At 37.4% G+C, this 18,294-nt stretch carries 12 protein-coding genes; 6 read left to right on the plus strand and 6 right to left on the minus strand.

Annotated features, from left to right (window positions below):
• Positions 1–3: 3 nt before the first annotated feature.
• From R3E32_08525 to R3E32_08540, 4 genes are all read right to left on the minus strand, one after another.
• Positions 4–3,168 (minus strand): T9SS type A sorting domain-containing protein, encoded by a 3,165-nt coding sequence (locus tag R3E32_08525; protein MEZ4884754.1) that lies wholly within the window; start codon positions 3,166–3,168, stop codon positions 4–6.
• A 221-nt stretch (positions 3,169–3,389) separates the two neighbouring features.
• The gene (locus tag R3E32_08530; GenBank protein ID MEZ4884755.1) at positions 3,390–4,865 is read right to left on the minus strand and encodes a tetratricopeptide repeat protein; all 1,476 of its coding nucleotides are present in this window, start codon (positions 4,863–4,865) and stop codon (positions 3,390–3,392) included.
• 213 nt (positions 4,866–5,078) lie between these two features.
• A complete protein-coding gene (locus tag R3E32_08535; GenBank protein MEZ4884756.1) occupies positions 5,079–5,858 on the minus strand; it encodes a C4-type zinc ribbon domain-containing protein in 780 nt (259 codons plus the stop codon).
• A gap of 25 nt (positions 5,859–5,883) precedes the next feature.
• Positions 5,884–6,957 (minus strand): Nif3-like dinuclear metal center hexameric protein, encoded by a 1,074-nt coding sequence (locus R3E32_08540; protein MEZ4884757.1) that lies wholly within the window; start codon positions 6,955–6,957, stop codon positions 5,884–5,886.
• 133 nt (positions 6,958–7,090) lie between these two features.
• Here R3E32_08540 and R3E32_08545 point away from each other — a divergent pair, with 133 nt between their 5' ends.
• Positions 7,091–7,528 (plus strand): OsmC family protein, encoded by a 438-nt coding sequence (locus tag R3E32_08545; protein MEZ4884758.1) that lies wholly within the window; start codon positions 7,091–7,093, stop codon positions 7,526–7,528.
• A 391-nt stretch (positions 7,529–7,919) separates the two neighbouring features.
• Here R3E32_08545 and R3E32_08550 read toward each other — a convergent pair whose 3' ends face one another.
• A complete protein-coding gene (locus tag R3E32_08550) occupies positions 7,920–9,197 on the minus strand; it encodes a DUF2851 family protein (protein ID MEZ4884759.1) in 1,278 nt (425 codons plus the stop codon).
• A 152-nt stretch (positions 9,198–9,349) separates the two neighbouring features.
• Here R3E32_08550 and R3E32_08555 point away from each other — a divergent pair, with 152 nt between their 5' ends.
• Entirely contained in the window at positions 9,350–10,276 is a 927-nt protein-coding gene (locus R3E32_08555; GenBank protein MEZ4884760.1) for a YihY/virulence factor BrkB family protein, read from the plus strand.
• A 135-nt stretch (positions 10,277–10,411) separates the two neighbouring features.
• Complete coding sequence (locus R3E32_08560) at positions 10,412–10,879, plus strand: PA2169 family four-helix-bundle protein (protein ID MEZ4884761.1); 468 nt, start codon at positions 10,412–10,414, stop codon at positions 10,877–10,879.
• A gap of 106 nt (positions 10,880–10,985) precedes the next feature.
• On the opposite strand, the gene R3E32_08565 is transcribed toward R3E32_08560, so the two are convergent.
• On the minus strand, positions 10,986–14,465 hold the full coding sequence (locus R3E32_08565; GenBank protein ID MEZ4884762.1) for a tetratricopeptide repeat protein: 3,480 nt from the start codon (positions 14,463–14,465) through the stop codon (positions 10,986–10,988).
• 397 nt (positions 14,466–14,862) lie between these two features.
• Here R3E32_08565 and R3E32_08570 point away from each other — a divergent pair, with 397 nt between their 5' ends.
• The 3 genes from R3E32_08570 to R3E32_08580 all read left to right on the plus strand — a co-directional run bounded on the left by R3E32_08570 (position 14,863) and on the right by R3E32_08580 (position 17,593).
• A complete protein-coding gene (locus R3E32_08570; GenBank protein MEZ4884763.1) occupies positions 14,863–15,474 on the plus strand; it encodes a hypothetical protein in 612 nt (203 codons plus the stop codon).
• 6 nt (positions 15,475–15,480) lie between these two features.
• Positions 15,481–16,107, plus strand: coding sequence for a hypothetical protein (locus R3E32_08575; protein MEZ4884764.1), 627 nt, complete (start codon positions 15,481–15,483; stop codon positions 16,105–16,107).
• A gap of 61 nt (positions 16,108–16,168) precedes the next feature.
• Positions 16,169–17,593, plus strand: coding sequence for a glycosyl hydrolase 53 family protein (locus R3E32_08580; protein ID MEZ4884765.1), 1,425 nt, complete (start codon positions 16,169–16,171; stop codon positions 17,591–17,593).
• Positions 17,594–18,294: the final 701 nt, after the last annotated feature.

The raw sequence follows: 18,294 nt of genomic DNA on the forward strand, positions 1-18,294 counted from the left end.
TCATTATTTGACAATGACCAACTTTTCAGTGAAAAGAGTTTTTTCTGATGTCTGTAAGGAAACCATATAAACTCCATTAGATAAATTACCAATATCAATGCTATTCAAAGAATCAACAGAAATGGATTGGATAACTTTACCCGTAAAGTCCAGTATATGAATGGTTGAATTACCTAAACTTTGCAATTCTTCCGAAAAATGAACCTTTACTTCACCTCTAGCAGGATTGGGATAAATCTTAAAAAGAGGTATATCTATTTGAGGACTTCTTTTAGAACTGGAAGTTACTACAGGCATGGGATGTCTCTCAATGGTTTCGTCAAAATATTCTGCCAAAAACATTTCTGCCAAAGTGGAAATTTGGGTGTCTTTGTTGGAGGTATGACTGCGAATCAGTTGTTCTTGGCTTGGAGAAAAATTGCCTTTTGCTTGTATTACGGTAGCGAAAAGTTGGTGGAAGATAATATTGGAGGGCGTATTTTGTGGAATGCGATTCAAGGTTTGACTGGCTTGTGTAAATTCCTCTTTGCCTGTATAAATTCCCACCAACCATTTATCGCTCCATTCTGCTTGTTCATTTTCCAACAAAGCAATCATTCCATTAGAATCATTGTTTTGAAGTGCCGTATAATAATCGCCCTTTCCACTACTTGTTTCCTCTACCCGATGTACCTCATTGAGACCACAGGCATCTAAAGCATTTTCAGCACAAAGTGCTTCTTCATTTCCACATGATGCTCCTTGTGCGAAAGGTCCTTCTACCAAACTAAAGTCGGGCTGTGAATCTGCCCCCCAATCCATTACCAATTGTGCATCCGATTGATTGAGAATGTGCCAAGTATCGGCTTCAAAAACATGCCATTCATTGCCGAGAGGAGTAAAGGCAGAAGGAATTCCTCCTCCACAATTTCCCTGCTTCTCCAGTTCGTCTGTAATGTCATTGTTGGGGTCGTCGAGGGTTTGGGCTAAAAACCAATCACGGACGCAGTCTTGATAGTGATTGCAGTGCATTTGCAGGTCGGTATTACTTCGCTCGAATTGAGTGGCTGCGGTGAAGGTGCCACAGAAGGTATTTTCTTCTGCTATGGAAGTAGTGAATCCGTGGTCATCGTGACTATTGACCATTACAAGGGCGTGGCCAGAAAAATCTCTAGCAGGAGTTGGGGGTTCTACAAGTTGGAAATGATTGCGACTAATATCAAAAGCAATCGCATTGTGCGTAAAAACGCCATAAGAACTAGCTGAAACAGGAAAATGTGTAACTGGTAACCCATGAGGAATCAAAAATACATTTCCTCTTATGGTTGACATTGCCGTATTTTGTAGTGTAATTCCATGCTTGTTATTTTGGAAATTGTTGTTCTCAATTTCTGTTAGTGTGGTGTTCAAAGAACTATACACATCTATTGCAGTAAAGAAATCAGAAAAGCGGTTGCCATCTTCAGGATGGATTACACCGATTTTAATAGAGGTATTGTGAGCTTTTATAGCCGTAAAAACGAATGAAAGGGCAGGCGCACTGAACTCATTGCTCTGAATGTCTATTAAGCCTGCTTTGTTCAAATCTATGTGAGTAATGGATTCGGTAGCTAAAGATGCTCTTACGGAGAAACTACTATTGCGTATTTTGTTGTTTTTTGCTGATTCATCAAATAAGTATTGCATTTTGATGGATGTTTGATTGTCTCTAAAAATGGTGTTTTCTACATTCAAAACTCCATTGTTCATGGTTTCTAATGGTGCACCAGGTGATGCCCAAACAGTTGAAACAGGAAGTTCTCCTGCCAAACCTTTTACCAAAATCCCAATATCTGCTCGTTCTATTTTACTGTTATTGGTAATAGAAAGGAAAGCATGCTTTCCTATACCATAAGGAGGAGGCAGGTTAGAAGGATTTTTCCCTTGCCCATATACCACAATCCCCTTCCATCTATACACATTTTCCGTACATTTATTTGTGGTCAATTGTGCATTAACAATTCTCAAAACACCTCCTTTCTGCACAGTAATACCCGATGTTTCTGTTAAAAAAGCTACTCGTGTATTTTGAATAATCAGTTCTGCACCATTTGGAACTGTAATCATGCCTGTGATTTCATAACCTTCACTATCGCTCCAAACGGTTGTTCCTGTGTTTAAAGTAGTGCTTTGTTGCAGATAAGTTGGAGGAGTATATTCAATGACAAGGTCGTTTACATCTTCATAAGTGTTCAATTCGTTAGTTAGGCATTTCTGCAGAAAGGAGGTATTCGCAATACAATCAAACATTCTCTCCTGTTGTCCTGATGTAAACAAAGCCATACATTCGGGATGTGTATATTGCATATAGTTTATTAAATCATAGCCACTTTCGTCATATGAAACAGCAGTATTAATGCATTCTGGTGCAGATGGGTCAACAGTGCATCCATTTGTAGAGGATTCTACCCTAAATACCCTATTCCAAATAGGCCCTGTATCTTCTACAAAATCACCACAATATTTTCCGTTTGTTTGAGATTCTTGACAACTTGGGCTGCCTATTTGAGGATAGCAAAAATCTCCCTCAAAAAGATGGTACAATCCCAAACAATGACCCATTTCGTGAGCAACAATATTACTGAGTCCCCCGTCAAAACCAGAACTTCCATCAAAGAAAACATCAGCGGGAATATTTCCACCAATAACCATTGCAGTAGAAGGAATGGCGTAGGCAAATCCTCCCCATACAGGTTCTTCCATACCATCAACCGTATTTTTATCCAACAAATAAATATCTATTCCATCAAGATGTTCTCGTTCTGTGATTAAGTCATTTACAAGTGCCTCGTCAATCAACCCATTTTCAGGAGTAAAATACCTCTCACAGTCAATATAATCAATTGACTCTAAACTAAATTCAATCTCAGGAGTAGGGTCAACATCCAATTGGTTAAAGGCATTGTTTAAAACATCTATCAAAATTTCTGCCTCTTCGGGTGTTCTACCATATTCTCCTTCATCATCACGAATAATGTGAACATAAACTCGAAAGATGTAGTGTTCACCTGTTAGTTTGAATTCATTGGAGGGAATAGAGGACAAAAAATTAGGACTGGATTCTGTATAGCAGCCTTGTTGCTGCCCCTTCAATACCCCCGAACTCCCCATCAAAAACAAACATAAGAACCAAAAAATACTTTTCTGCACACATAAAAGTGTGTGTGTGTGTGCAAATTGGGCTTGTTAAATTTTTCCATTATGATACAATTTTTTAAGGTAAAGTAAAAACTAAAATAGAACGCTTTAAAATTAAGCCATTTTTTTGATACATACAAGTTTTTTAGTTTTTTGTTACTTTACCAGCCCAAAATATCCCCATCCCCTTTGAAGTCCTTGAAGTTATTTTTTGAATTTCAATTCCCCTCTCATCACCCCTTCAACCGATTCATCCCCGCTTTTGCCTGTTGATCAATGCTATCTTTGTATTCATGGTTTTTGAAGCGAAGGCATTTTTTGAAGTAGAGCATGGCAGTTTCCTTTTCGTTTTGTCGTTCATAGAGTTTTGCCAATTGCAGAGAGGCTTTTGGAGCGAAAAAATGCCCTTCTCCTACACTTTCGTTTTCTTCAATGGTTTTTTTGTAGTACTCAATCGCCTGTTTGTTGTCCCCCAAGCCCTCATAAATTCTACCAAATCGGTAGTGACATTCCAATATTTCGGCAGGTGTTTTGTAGTTGGCAGATTGAAGAACGGTCAGTGCTTTTTGAAAATATCCTCCATCAAAAAGAAGTCGGCCCTTCAACAAGGTTCGATTTGGCATACTCCCTTCAACAGCTTCTTTGTAGGCTTGTTTGTCGGGGTCAGCCCATTTGCTACCTTTCGATTTGCAGCGTTCCATATTCTTTTGATAGGCATCCTGATTGTTGTTGATGACCAAAGCGTGCCATGCCAGTTTTTGGTAGGCTTCTTTGATGAAATGTTTGCCATTGAAGTTTTGGACAAACCGCTTCAAATACACATCTGCATCCGCATCCAAACGGTTCAGTTTCATCGTTCCCAACAGAAAATCCAATAAATAAAAATCCATGTATTCCTCCCCTTTCGGACGATTCGTAAGCAATTGAATAGCATAGTCATTGTGTCCTGTGCGGAATGACAATTGTGCTGCAACTAAGGTATTGAGCAGGTGGTTTTTGGTAGGAAGTGTTTGAGCAATTTGCCATGCTTGCTCGGTTTTGGTGTCTATGTATATCAGAAAGAATGAATAAAGTAGCTTGGTTTCGTCGTAAAACAAGCGGTCGTTTTTGGAGGCATATTGAAGGTAGGATTGTATTTCGCCCATTCCTTGTGCTATTGTTCCTTCCATTCCCAAAATTTTCATACCCCATTGATAGTTGTCGGGAACAGTGCCTACCATAGCGTGTAAAATGCCGAGTGATTTTTTGTTGGGGGCAAAGTTGGGAAACTTTTTTTCGTTGGCTTCAAGGAGTTTGTAAGCCCTTCGGATTTCCCATACGGCTTTGAAGTATTGGGCAAATTTGATGCGGGCGAATGCCCATTGAAGGTTGACTTCTGCTTGACTGAACAGGTAATAAGGTGAGTTTTCGTCTCCTGCTTTCAACAATTCCAACCGTTCGTCTTTTTTTCCGATTCGGGTATCTAATTCGGTTTCTTCTTCGGTGATAAAAACGGTGAAAAAATCTATGTAATTTTCGAGTAATATAGGAATGAGGTTGTTGGGATGCGCCTGTTTTTCTTGCTGCAATAGCTTTTTTGCTTGCTCCAATCGAAGGCTAAAAATGGCTTCGTAAGCCTGCTGACATTGCGAATTGTATTCAAAAGTTTGGGCTGTACTTTGCAGCAGAGGGATGACTATAAACAAAAAAACACAACCTAACTTTTGCATAAAATTCCTTCATCTTGTCTAAAGAATAGTTCGCTGACATTTTTTGTAAAAGCGACAAAGACTTTTGAAGTTTGATGTCACAAAAAATTAGTTATCAATAAAATAACCAACGATTTCTGAACACAGTAAACTTCAAAAGTCTCAAGTTACAAATTTTATCAAAGAATCAAATTTTGAAAAATACTATCTGTGCCATCAATAAAATCTGTGTTCTTACTTCAGCATTTTAGCCACATTCTCCTCTACTTGCATCTGAATTTCTTCATCAATCAGAATACGGCTACAATGTTCGCAAAGAATGATTTTTTTGTGGTGTTGTACTTCCAATTGACGCTGAGGTGGAATTTTGCCAAAACATCCTCCACAAGCATCCCGCTCAACCAACACTACTCCCAAACCATTTCGATAGGCTCCACGGGTGCGTTTGTAGGCATTTAACAATCGTTCTTCTACATTTTTCTCTGCAATTTTCGACTTTTTTACCAAGGCTTGCTCTTCCTTTTCTGTCTCTGCGGTGATGACCTCCAATTCTTTCTTTTTGATAGCCAATTCTTTGAGTTTCGCATCACGTTTGTCTTCCGACTCATGTAAATACTGCTCATGGCTTTCAACTTGTTTTTGAGCATCACGCATCTTTTTGTTAGCCAATTGAATAGAAAGGCGTTGCATCTCTAACTCCTTGTTCAAAGCATCGTATTCACGGTTGTTCTTCACATCCAACAACTGTTTATCATACTTCGCAATCAATTGTTCACTTTCTTTTACACCAGCTTGATTTTGGCCAATAAAATCATTGATGTCAGAAATTTCTTTTTGGATTTTACTAACTCGTTTTTCCAAACCAGCAATTTCGTCTTCCAAGTCCTCTACTTCAATAGGCAACTCTCCTCTCAAAACTCTAATTTCATCCGTCTTAGAATCAATCAATTGAAGTGTATAAAGTCCAATTAATTTATCTTTTATGGGATTTTCTTCACTAATGATGTTTGTCATATTTTTAATTTATATTTTTAGCTCTTTAAATAAAATATTTGACAGGATTGGTATTGGTATTCGATAAAATAGCTGCAAAGTTACTAAATTTTTTCTGTAAAAACTCTTGAAACAATTCCATCGTAAATTGTTCGCTTTCATAATGCCCAATATCGGCAATTACTATTTTTCCTTCGGCATCAAAAAACTCGTGGTATTTGTAATCCGCTGTCACAAAAACATCTGCTCCTCTTGCCATTGCAGTTGACAACAAGAAACTTCCTGCACCACCACAAACAGCAACTTTTTTTACCTTTTTTCGCCTCAAAGAGGTATGTCTAACACAGGGCGTTTGCATATTGTTTTTGAGCAATTTTAAAAATTCCTTCTCGTTAATCGCTTCTGATAATTCTCCTATCATTCCCGACCCAACTTGTTGATAACGATTGTCCAAGGCAACAATTGTATAAGTCGGTTTGACTTGTGGGTGTGATTGATGAATCGCCTGCAATATCCTTCCTTCAATGGGTGATGCATAAATAGCTTCAATTTTGATTTCGCCTTGCTGTGTTTGTTGTGACAATTCTGGGTTTTCAAACGTACTGACGCCCAAACTATTAAAACTCGTACTGTTATAATCTCCCACATACCCTGCTCCTGCATTGAACAAGGCCTGACGAAAACCATCTGCCTGAGCCAAGGGGCACAATACGCTGATTTGTTTCAACATATTCTTTTTGGGAGCGAGAATTTCGCAGTTCATCAAACCCAATTTTTCTGCAATTTTGGCATTTACACCTTGTCGCACATTGTCAAGGTTGGTGTGGGCGGCATAAATCGCAATGTCATTCTTAATCACCTTGATGATTGTTCTTTCTACGTAGTTCTTGCCTGTTATTTTTTTCAGGCCTCCAAAAACAATCGGGTGATGGGCAATAATCAAATTGCAGCCCAATTCAATGGCTTCATCTACAACCGATTCGATGGAATCTAAGCACAAAAGAGCTTTCTCACAATCTGCATCAGGATTGCCTACAATCAAGCCTGCATTGTCGTAGCTTTCTTGGTATGCCAATGGTGCAATGGTTTCAAGGTATTGTGTAATGTCTTTGATTTTCATAGTGCTTACATTATTTATTGGATAGCAAAAATAGGTTTTTTTCCAAATTTCTTCATCCTTCCCTCCAAACTTTTGCATAGGATTGGTGTTACATTCCCATATTAAACAATCATTTTCAACCAAAATTTATCTCATGAAACGAAAATCAACTGCCGTTTGGCAAGGAACAGGTGCAGAAGGTTCGGGTACACTCACTTCTCCAAGTGGTGTATTGAAGGAAACACCTTACAGTTTTAAGGCACGATTCAAGAATGAAGACGGCACAGCAGGTACAAATCCAGAAGAACTAATTGCAGCAGCTCATGCTGGATGTTTTGCGATGGCATTGAGCTTTGCGATTGCAGGAGCTGGGTTTACAGCCGATAATTTAGACACTACTGCAACGGTAAGCATGGAAGCTGTTGAAGGTGGATTTGCGATTACGGGTATCGTCTTGGATTTGAAGGGAAAGGTAAGCGGAATGGACGAAGAGCAGTTTATTGAACTGGCGAATGGCGCAAAAACAGGTTGTCCTATTTCCAAAGCTTTGAGTGCTGTCCCTATCAGTCTGAATGTCAGTTTTGAAGCTTAATAAATAACTACGGTTACTAATTGACAATGGTTCGGGTAGTTTTTACTAAACGCAGAGACAGAGAGACAAAAAAATTTGATTATCAGATAGTTGCAAAAAATTAATTTATTTTCTAATAATTTGATTATCAATTTATTAGAAAAACACTACGAACTATTGAATTTTGGACTTTGGACGAAAGAAGTGAGAAGCGGGAAACAAGTTGTAAATGTTTGATAATCAATTATTTGCTTATTTTTACCATTTAATCGTAAATTATTCATTATCAATTGATTAATATCTCACTTCTCGCATCTCTGCTCCCTCGTCCAAAGTCTAAATTGAATTGAAAGGTAGGATGGTAATTATTAGATTTACCATCCTACCTTTTTTATTTTTCAGCTCAATCTTTCTACTTCATACTCCTTAGCAACTTATTCCCAATCGCACATTCCAAACACCTTTTGCTATCACAATAGCGGTTCTTCAATTGCAGTAAAGCCTGTGTTTCAAATGCATTTTGTGGTTTAACCTGCAAAGTTGTCCATTTTTCGATGATGCTATTTTTTTCAGGAGGTAATGTTTCTAATAACTTCAATGCTTTGTCCGATAAATCATTTTCTCCACGTTTTTTGCCATATACAAACATCATTGGTACAACTGTATTGATTAGAAGGCTGTTGATTGTAGTGATTCCTAAACTTTTACTTCTTTTTTTGGAGCTTTTGTCGAAAACATAATGCGTGAGCCAGTAATCTGATAGCTGGACTTCAAATAGCTGGTAGTAATCCTCCAATTTTTGAGTACTCAGTACCTTGGAAAACAGGCTGCTCGATTGATGAATGAGATTTGCAAATTGGGCTATACGTATGGTCGGCAAATTGGGTGGACGCATTCTCGCAAATTTCCAACTGTGTCCCTGCAATGAATTGAGAGTGAATTTTTTCTGTAAAAAATGGTATTCTTTTCGAAGAGCATTGGGATAGTCTTCTTCAAATTCTTTGTCCAACAATCCTGCTTGACCAAACAAGAGTGCTTCTACTTGAAATAACTGGTTTTTGTGTTTTGCCAATACCTCCAGAGGCAGTGATTTTGCCAACAGTTCAAATGGCGCTGAGTTTACTTTGCCTCCAAAAGTTCTCGCTAAAAAGTAATAAAATGTGGTTTCCCAACTGTTTTGGTTTTGTTGAAGAGATTGAAGGATTGGAGTTATTTTTTGTTCTAACCGCTCAATCAAAAGGCGGTCGAGCCAATTGGAGAGGGTAAATCCGTCAATCTGAGCGATTTGTTCTTGACAAGGAATCCACTGTTTGCTCGAATCGAGGTACAGAAAATTTTGGTAAAGTATGGGAGGAATCCGCTTGAAAAGGGATAAAGTGGGAATGGGTGTTCCGTCTTTTCGTTTGATGTCCATATCGGGTTCATAAACAAGGTGTAGAATCACATTGTCGTAGGCATCATCTCTTTGGTGTTGGTGTTTGAGCCAATCGGATGCATGGGTGTGAATTTCCACGTTTCCTGCCCATATTGTGTCTCCTATTTTTATTTTGGCATTGAAGAAGTCGGGGCCTGCTTGGTGGTTTTGTTCACCTGTTTGCAGCACTTCAATGGGTTCGCCTTCGGTGCTTTGTAGGTGTTCGTTTTTGTAGAGGCGAAATTTCCATAAATAGGATAGGAAAGCTTCGTTCATGGTGATTGATGGCTTGGTGAATGAATTGGTTATCTATTTCAAATTTAGTATTTTTATCCCAAAGAATAGCCAATATTTTCGTTTTCATCAACAAAACCTCTATTTATAGGTTTAATTCCTAAACTTACCCCAATCCAAAAGTAAGACCTATTATGTCATCTTTTTTTGCAGAAATCAAATCATTTTTGGTTGAGTTGTGGGAAAACTACAGCAAAGACAATTCTCTCAAATTGGGGGCGGCATTGGCTTATTATACTGTTTTTTCATTTGCTCCAGTAATCATTATCATGATTAGCATTGCAGGTTTTTTCTTTGGAGAAGAGGCAATTAGGGGGGAGGTATATTTAGAATTGAATGGTTTGTTGGGAGATTATGCAGCTTTGCAGGTTCAAGAGTTGATTGAAAATTCTTATGTAGAGAATTCCAGTATATGGGTAGCGACTGTTGGTGTGATAGGGTTGATTTTTGGAGCAACTGCCATTTTTGGAGAATTGCAGGATTCATTGAACTCGATATGGGAAATCAGGGCCAAACCTAAAAGCAACATTCTTTGGTTTCTCTCTACTCGTTTGCTGTCTTTTGGAATGATTGTAACATTGGGGTTTTTGTTGCTGGTATCTTTGATTTTGAATGCTGCAATGGTTGCGTTTGGCGAAAAATTTGTTCAAATTATTCCTGGTATAAGCGATTTCTTTCTAATTGCTGTCACAACACTGGTTTCTTTGGGCATTACTACTTTTCTTTTCGGGCTTATGTTTAAGGTGTTGCCTGATGCCAAAATTCGATGGCGTGATGTTTGGGCGGGAGCTTTTTTCACCGCTGTTTTGTTTGCAATTGGCAAACATTTGATTGGTTTGTATATTGGACAGAGCAGCATTACAACTACTTATGGTGCGGCAGGTTCGATTGCGGTGTTGTTGATATGGACTTATTACAGTTCACAGATTTTATTCTTAGGGGCTGAATTTACCTTTGTTTGGGCAAAACGGTATGGAGATCCCATCATGCCTAATAAGTATGCGATTCGGGTTGTTCAGCAGGAAGTTGTTCCAGAAAATCAGGCAATTGGAAGTGATTAACATTTTTAATTATATGAACATATTTTTATTTATTCAAAATAAAATATTTCTTATTTTTTTCTTTTAGTGAACATTAAGAAGGTTTTATCGTTTTAATGGTGATTTTTACATCTTATAACCTAAAAAATTTTAACCATGTTTACAGACACATATAATGATAAGATTGTTTCAGAGTTGAATGATCTACTCGAAAAGAACTATGACGGCGAAAAAGGATATCAAGAAGCTGCGGAAGAGACAGAAAGCACTATTCTCAAAAACCTATTTCAAGAATGTTCGCAACAGCGATATGATTTTGGACATGCCATCAAAGCAGAAATTGCTAAGATAGGTGGAGAACCAGATAAAGGCAGCAGTATCACGAGTGCGGTTCACCGTGCATGGATTGACTTCAAAACCTTATTTACAGATAATGATGATGTAGCTGTTTTGCAGGAATGTATCAATGGTGAAAAGGCTGCTTTGAAGGAATATAACGAAGCACTTTATGAAACTACATTACCTGATAGTACGAAGGAAGTTGTAAATGGACAACGTGATCAGATTGTTAATCTTATAGATAGAATGGAAACATTGAAACAAACGTTTAAGAAACAGGCATAATACTTATTAAATCAACCGATGTTATAACCTAAAAAAAGGTCGAAATTGTTATCAACTTCGACCTTTTTTCATGTTATCACCTCAGCAATTACGACTATACTAAAAGTTAGTTTTCACCACAGTATTGCTGAATATTGTCATAAGCTGAACCATTTCCCAATTGCTCTGCTTTTCTCCAATCGTTACAGCTATTTTCAGTTTTGGTAAGCTTAAAGTAAGCATTGCCTCTTTCAAGGTAAGCAGGAGCATTTTTAGGATCTATATCTATTACTTTGCTAAAGTCACCAATTGCAGCCATAATATCTTTCAATTGAAAGCGTACTTTTCCTCTTTCAAGGTAAGCATTTTTGTCTTCAGGGTTAATCGAAATAGCACGATTGAGATCTGCCAATGCTCCGCTATAGTCACTGATTTCTGCTTTAGAAATACCTCGGTGAGCAAAAGCATGACCATCTTTGGTATTCAAATCTATGGCATTGTCGTAGTTTTCAATCGCCATTTGATGGCTACCCATTTTGGCATATACATCTCCTCGATTGCTATAGGCATCTCCAAAACGTGCATCCAACTGAATCGCTTTGTTGAAGTCTTTTAATGCATTGGTATTGTCACCAAGAGATACATAGGCCATTCCTCTTGCGTTGTAGCCATCCACATAACTTGGATCTATTTTTATGGCCATATTGAAGTCGGCAATAGCTCCTTTGTCATCACTCATTTTCGATTTCACACTACCTCTGTTCACATAGGCGGATTTAAAGTTTGCATCTAATTTCACGACTTCATCAAAGTCTAAAATTGCTCCTACAAAATCACCCTCACGAAGTTTTGCCAATCCACGGTTGTTGTAAGCCTCTGAAAAATTAGGATCAATAGCTGTTGCTACATGGAAATCTACTTTTGCAGCTTGATAATTGCCCAATTCATAGTGTGCCATACCTCTATCGTTGTAGGCTTGTGTAAATTTAGGATCTACTTTGATTGCATTTTCAAACTCTTTCAATGCCTCTTTGTAATCTGCTTGTTTCGCTCTCAAAACCCCTTTGTAATAGTAAGCATCTGCTCTGTTATCAGTCAAACGAGTAGTCTGGTCAAAATCTTCAAAAGCAGTTTCATATTCACCCATATTCATGCGTGCCAATCCACGATTGAAGTAGGCTTCTGAATATTTGTTATCCAATTTGACGGCTTGACTCAAATCCAAAATAGCTCCTTTGTAATCTCCCATAGCACTTTTGGCTACACCTTTTCCTAAGTAGGCTTGCTTGTATTCAGGATCTATTTCAACTACTTTTTCAAAATCTGCCATTGCCTCTTTGTAGTTTCCTTCCGACATTTTGTAACTCGCTCTACTGAAGTAAGATAGTTTGTACTTTGGATCTATAGATTCTTCTACTTCAATGCCTGCCAAATCATCTGTACTTGCTAATTCTGTTCCTTCTTGGTAATAATTTACTCCATATTTAGGATTCAATTCAATGGCCTGATCAAAATCTGCCATAGCGGCTTCATGCTCTCCTATCGAAGAATTTGCAGTACCTCGATAGTAGTAGGCATCGCTAAAGGTAGGTTTGATTTGTAATGCCTGATTGAAATCTGCAAGAGCTTCTTTGAATTGACGCAGTTTGAGTTTTGCTTGTCCTCTATTGTTGTATGCATCGGCTGATTCATTGTTTAGTTCAATGACCTTATTGAAGTCTGCAATTGCTCCTGCATAATCTTCCAATGCCAATTTTGCATTTCCACGAATATTGTAAGATACTTGATCTTGAGGATTCAAAGAGATAGCATGATTGATGTCTTCAATGACTTCATCGTACTTATTCTCTATCATCTTGATTTCGCTTTTGTAGTAATATGCATCTGCAAAATTAGGGTCAATGGATATCACCTTATCATAATCCGCCAATGCGCTTTTGTTTTGTTTCAAGTTTTTGTACACATTCGCACGGTTGTAATAGGCCAGTTTTAGGTTGGGATCAATTTCTAATGCTGCATTGAAATCTTTCAAAGCACCTTTATAATCACCAACGGCAGCTTTGGCATTTGCTCTATTGTAAAAGCTCATGGTGTGTTGTGCATATAGTTCCAAAGCTTTGTCGTAATCTGTAATTGCACCAATATAATCACCCCTTGCTGCTTTCAGATTAGCTCTACTGTAATAGGCTGCTTGAAAAGAGGGGCTTAGTTCAATGGCTTTTTCGAAGTCACTAATAGCCTCCAAATATTCACCAACAGCGGCTTTGGCATTTCCACGCATGTTGTAGGCATCCTTATCTCCTTCCTCTTCGAGTGCGATTACCTTGTCAAAATCTTCAACAGCACCCTGATAGTCCAAAACTGCCATTTTGGTTTTTCCTCGCTTCAAATAGACATCTTTGTTTGTTCCATCAATACCGATGGCAATATGGTAATCAATCAATGCCGATTTGTAATCACCCATAGCAGCCTTGGCATCTGCCCGATTACCATAAGCTGCCATATCTTGAGAATCTATGGTCAACAATTGATCAAAATCAGAAATGGCATCTTTGTAATTGCCTCCTGCTATTTTCACCTCTCCTCTTTCGATGAAAGCTTGGCGATTGTTGGGTTCCATACTTAACACTTTGTTGTAGTCCAAAATCGCTCCTTTGTAATCACCCTTTGCAGCCTTTGTTTTGGCTCTTGACGCAAAAGCATTTGTAAACTTGCTATCTATTTTAATCGCTCTATCAAAATCTTTGATAGCCATATCGTATTGATATAGTTCGTGACTAGCAACCCCTCTTTTGAAATAAGCATCTTTATTGTTAGGATTCTGATTCAAAATTTGGGAGTAGGTTTCAATGGCACTTTCATGGTCATTGTATGAAGCCTTCAACAAACCAATTACATAAGCAGTTTGCATCTTCAATGCAGGTGTATTCTCCTCATCCATTGCCTTTGCTGGATTACTAGCATAGTATATATCCTTGTAAGAAGGATCAATAATCATTGCCTTTTTAAAGTCTTTCACTGCCTCATCGTATTTACCTACTGCAGCTTTGGCTTTTGCACGTTCATTGAATGCTGCTGCATACTGATCATCTAATGCCAATGCTCCATCAAAAGAGGTCAAAGCACCTTGGTAATCTCCCAACTTCAATTGCAGTTTACCCTTTGTTTGCAAGGCTTCTTTTGAATTGGGATTTTCTGCAATTGCTTCGCTCAGGTCTTTCATGGCTGCATCAAAATTGTTTCGAGCAGCATTGCTTTCGCTGCGAGCAATATGTGCATCGACAAAGTTGGGATCTATTTCAATGGCTTTGTCGTAGTCTTTGATGGCATCCAAATAATCTCCAAGTGCCGCTTTTGCTAAGCCTCGCCCGTGGTATGCTTGTGCATAATTGGGGTCCAACTCAATTGCTACGGTAAAATAGGCACGTGCAACCTCATAATTTGCTTCTTTTACTTTAGTCTGTGCTTTTTGATACCATAAAACCCTTTGGTCTATGCTAAAATTTGGTGTATCATTCACTTTAACGAGGTCACCATCACCCGATGGTTGACCAAAACACAGAGCAGAAAAAAATAGCAGCAGGAAGGCGGTAATAGTTCGTTTCATAACACAATAATTTATTAAGTCTCGTTATGTACTGGTGAAAGAGTATGTCTATATGTCTAAAATTCTTTATTTTAATTTTTAAATCATGTTGGGCTTCTTTTTAGATATGCAAGTTATTACAACTTAATCCATTGACATTAGCTTTCTGATAAATAAAGGTAAATATTTTCTGACAAATATGTTTCAAAAAACCTGCCTTTTTATGAATCTTTTTATAGCTTGCTTACGTAGGGGTCTTTCCAAAAATTATACTTATTTATTCAAATTACTCTTTTATTAATATAATCATCTTAGAATCAAAACATTAACAAAAAATCAGATGTAATTATTTTCAATAAAAACCACCTTCAAATAACTATATATTTTATATTTTTGCAAAAAACCATTCTTCCTACCCATGTGGAAAACAACAACTATCCTACTTTTTGGTGTCATTGCAATAATAATCCTGGTCAGCACCTTTTTTTACTTCAATGGGCAACTGACAAAATACTCATTGAAAGAAAAAGAGGTAGAAAACTTTTATGAAATTAAATTTGACAGTGTATTAATTGCCTATAAAGATAGTGTTATACATTTATTTTCAGACTCTCTCAACAGATTTAATAAGACATTAACAAAACCATACACAGATTCTATCAATACCTACAATACCCAGATTAGCCAACTTCAACGCAACATTGATTTATATACCAGAATTCCAAAAGAGATAGAAATAAGAGAAAAACGCAGAGAAAGCAAGAAAATGATTGAGCGAAAATTACATTTGAAGAGTTTTGAAGGTATATATGAAGAACCGCTCACAAAGGTGTTATTTTTTGGTCAAGTCATCTATCCAAATCATAGTTGTACCGTAAAACTTACTTTCCCAAATGAAAGACAATTTGAAGAAACTTGGTTAATTGGAAAAGTCTATTACTATCATTTTGATGACACTAATTTTTATATGGAAGTTTTTGTAGAAACTATAACACAAGACCAAATAAATTTTATCCTAAAAATTTACTAACCTTTCATGTGGAAAACAACTACCATCATTGCTATCATATTGATGCTCACAGTAGGCATAGTAACAATATATATTTTATACCAACCAAATATTCAGCGACATCAATTGGCCATAAAAAATATTGAACAACATTATGATTCCATATTGGATAGCGTATATGTTATTCAACAAAATGAATTTATGGAAACAAAAAAACAGGTTATAGATGAAAAACAGGCAGCACTTTCTAAAGAGTATAACGATACTCTCCAACTATTGAAGAATCAGATAAGTTTATTAGAGGAAAAGCAGATTTTAGCACCTGAAGCGGAAATCTACAAGCGAAAAAAACAGCCCAAATACAAAATTGTTGAAAAAAATATTACCCTCAAAGAGTTTGACAAGTTTTATACCGAATCACTGACTCAAACTCGATTCTACGTTGCAGCAATTAACCTAAATTATGGTGATTCAACTAATGTAAATTTTGATTGTACCATCAGAATTACACCACCGAATCTCGAAACTACCGAATATAGTTGGCAAGCAGGAAATGTATATTATCAGAGGGCAGGTTATTCTGATAGGTATTTCGAAATTTTTGTCAATTCCGTCAAAGATGGCGTGGTAAAGTTATTGCTCCGAATTTATTGACATTTTTTTTGCTATATTTAGGTTTTACAAAGCAAAAATGGTCATACCAAAATACCACAACATGAGTTCAGTCAAACATAAATGGACAAGTCTAAAAATTATTTTTACTTCAATTTTTATCTTTTTGATTATAAATCATCTACAAGCTCAGGAATTTTATTTTGGAGCAGACCTTTCTTACGTCAATGAAATGGAAGATTGTGGTGTGGTATATAAAGAAAACAACCTTGCCAAAGATCCCTACCAAATTTTTGCCGACCACAATTGCAATTTGGTACGCCTAAGAATGTGGCATACACCTTCTTGGTACGACAATTTGAACATTGGACACCGCTATTCCGATTATCAAGATATACTCAAAAGCAGCAAACGAGCAAAAACGGCAGGGATGGATGTGTTGCTCGACTTTCACCTCTCCGACAATTGGGCAGATCCTTCCAAACAACTTATCCCTTCTGCTTGGCTGCAATTGGTTTTTGATTTACCTACCCTAAAAGACTCGCTTTACAATCATATTTCCTCCACTCTTATAGGGTTGGCTGCCGAGAATGTACTCCCTGATATGGTGCAAATAGGTAATGAAACAAACAAAGGCATTTTGTTATCTCCCATAGACAATGCAATATGGACTCTGGATTGGGAAAGAAATAGCCAATTGTTCAACACTGCTATTCAAGCCGTCAGAGATGTGGAAACAACGCTAAACAGAGATATAAAAATAGCATTGCACATTGCAGGACCAGACAATGTAAAATGGCTTTTAGAACAATTTACTGCAAATGGAGTCACTGATTTTGATATAATTGGTTTTTCTTATTATTGGCAATGGCACCAACCGACAAACATTGTAGGTGTGGGTGCGCTTATTACCGAACTCAAACAACTGTACCCGACTAAAAAGTCCATGATTTTTGAAACAGGCTATCCTTGGACTTCAAATGGTAACGACAATGCAAGCAACATCTTAGGTACGACTCAAAGTGGCTATCCTGCAAGTCCCGAAAATCAGAAAAAATGGATAATAGACCTCTCCAAATCTGTTGCAGAAAATGGTGGAATCGGAGTCATTTACTGGGAGCCAGCTTGGGTTTCTTCCAATTGTTCTACTCAATGGGCTTTGGGTTCTCACTACGAAAACGCCACATTTTTTGATTTTGACAACAACTTAATCGCCAATGGTGGCATCGAATGGATGGAAGACGGAGTTGTAGGAATTGAACCTGTCTTTTTTCCATCTGACTTCAAAGCAGTTTTTCAGGACAACCATCAAGTACTAAAGATTTCGGTGGACGAACATATCCAAACGCAAAATTTAATGGCGCATTTGTACCGTTTGGATGGGCAATTACTCTTACAGAAGCCTTTGGAACAAGGGCAAACTGTTTCTTATTTCTCATTGCCGCAGTTGGCCAATGGGGTGTACTTGGTCAGTATTTGGAAGGAGAATCATCCTGTTTGGAATGAGAAGGTGAGTTTGTTCAGGTAGTTAAAAATATCAAAATTCATAAAATTCATTTTTAGCGTGGTTTACCAAAAAATATAGGCCTTCACATTAAAAAGGAATAAATCGCAACCCACCCCTGCCCCTCCAAGGAGGGGAATACTTGTATCAAGTGGGAAATTCCCCTCTTGGGAGGGGTAAGGGGTGGGTTTAAGTAATATAAACAATCAATGCGGAAACCAATATTGGTAGTTTCAGAAAACCAACATTTTTCATTCAAATTACTGATTATTAACAATATATGCTTTCATGCTACAAGTTGGGTTAGGTAAAAAATAATTTTCCCGCAAAGTATATCTAATTGATTAACAGCTATTTATTGGTTTTTAAAACGATTAACTGTCATCTCTTTGTGTAAAAAGCAAGAAAGTGGTAGCTTCATAAATGTTGCATCTGTATTGTTGAATTCATTCGACCTGTGCCTTTAAAAAATAAATACTAAAGGTAATTATGATTTTTTTCAGACCGTGCGCGCCTGCGTGCGTACACGAGAGAATATTTTTGGAAAAGTCATTTTTTGTTGTTATATTCAAGAATATGAATTTTAAAGAAATATATCAAAACCCCCTGTCGCTTTCTTAGCTTAACAACTTTATATCCTTCGGAGTTTGATGAACTACTACCTCTTTTTCGTGAGCAATGATATAAGTGCTATCCTCTAAAGCAAAGATATTACAACCATTTTC

Source organism: Chitinophagales bacterium, assembly GCA_041392475.1.
Classification (GTDB): domain Bacteria; phylum Bacteroidota; class Bacteroidia; order Chitinophagales; family UBA2359; genus JAUHXA01.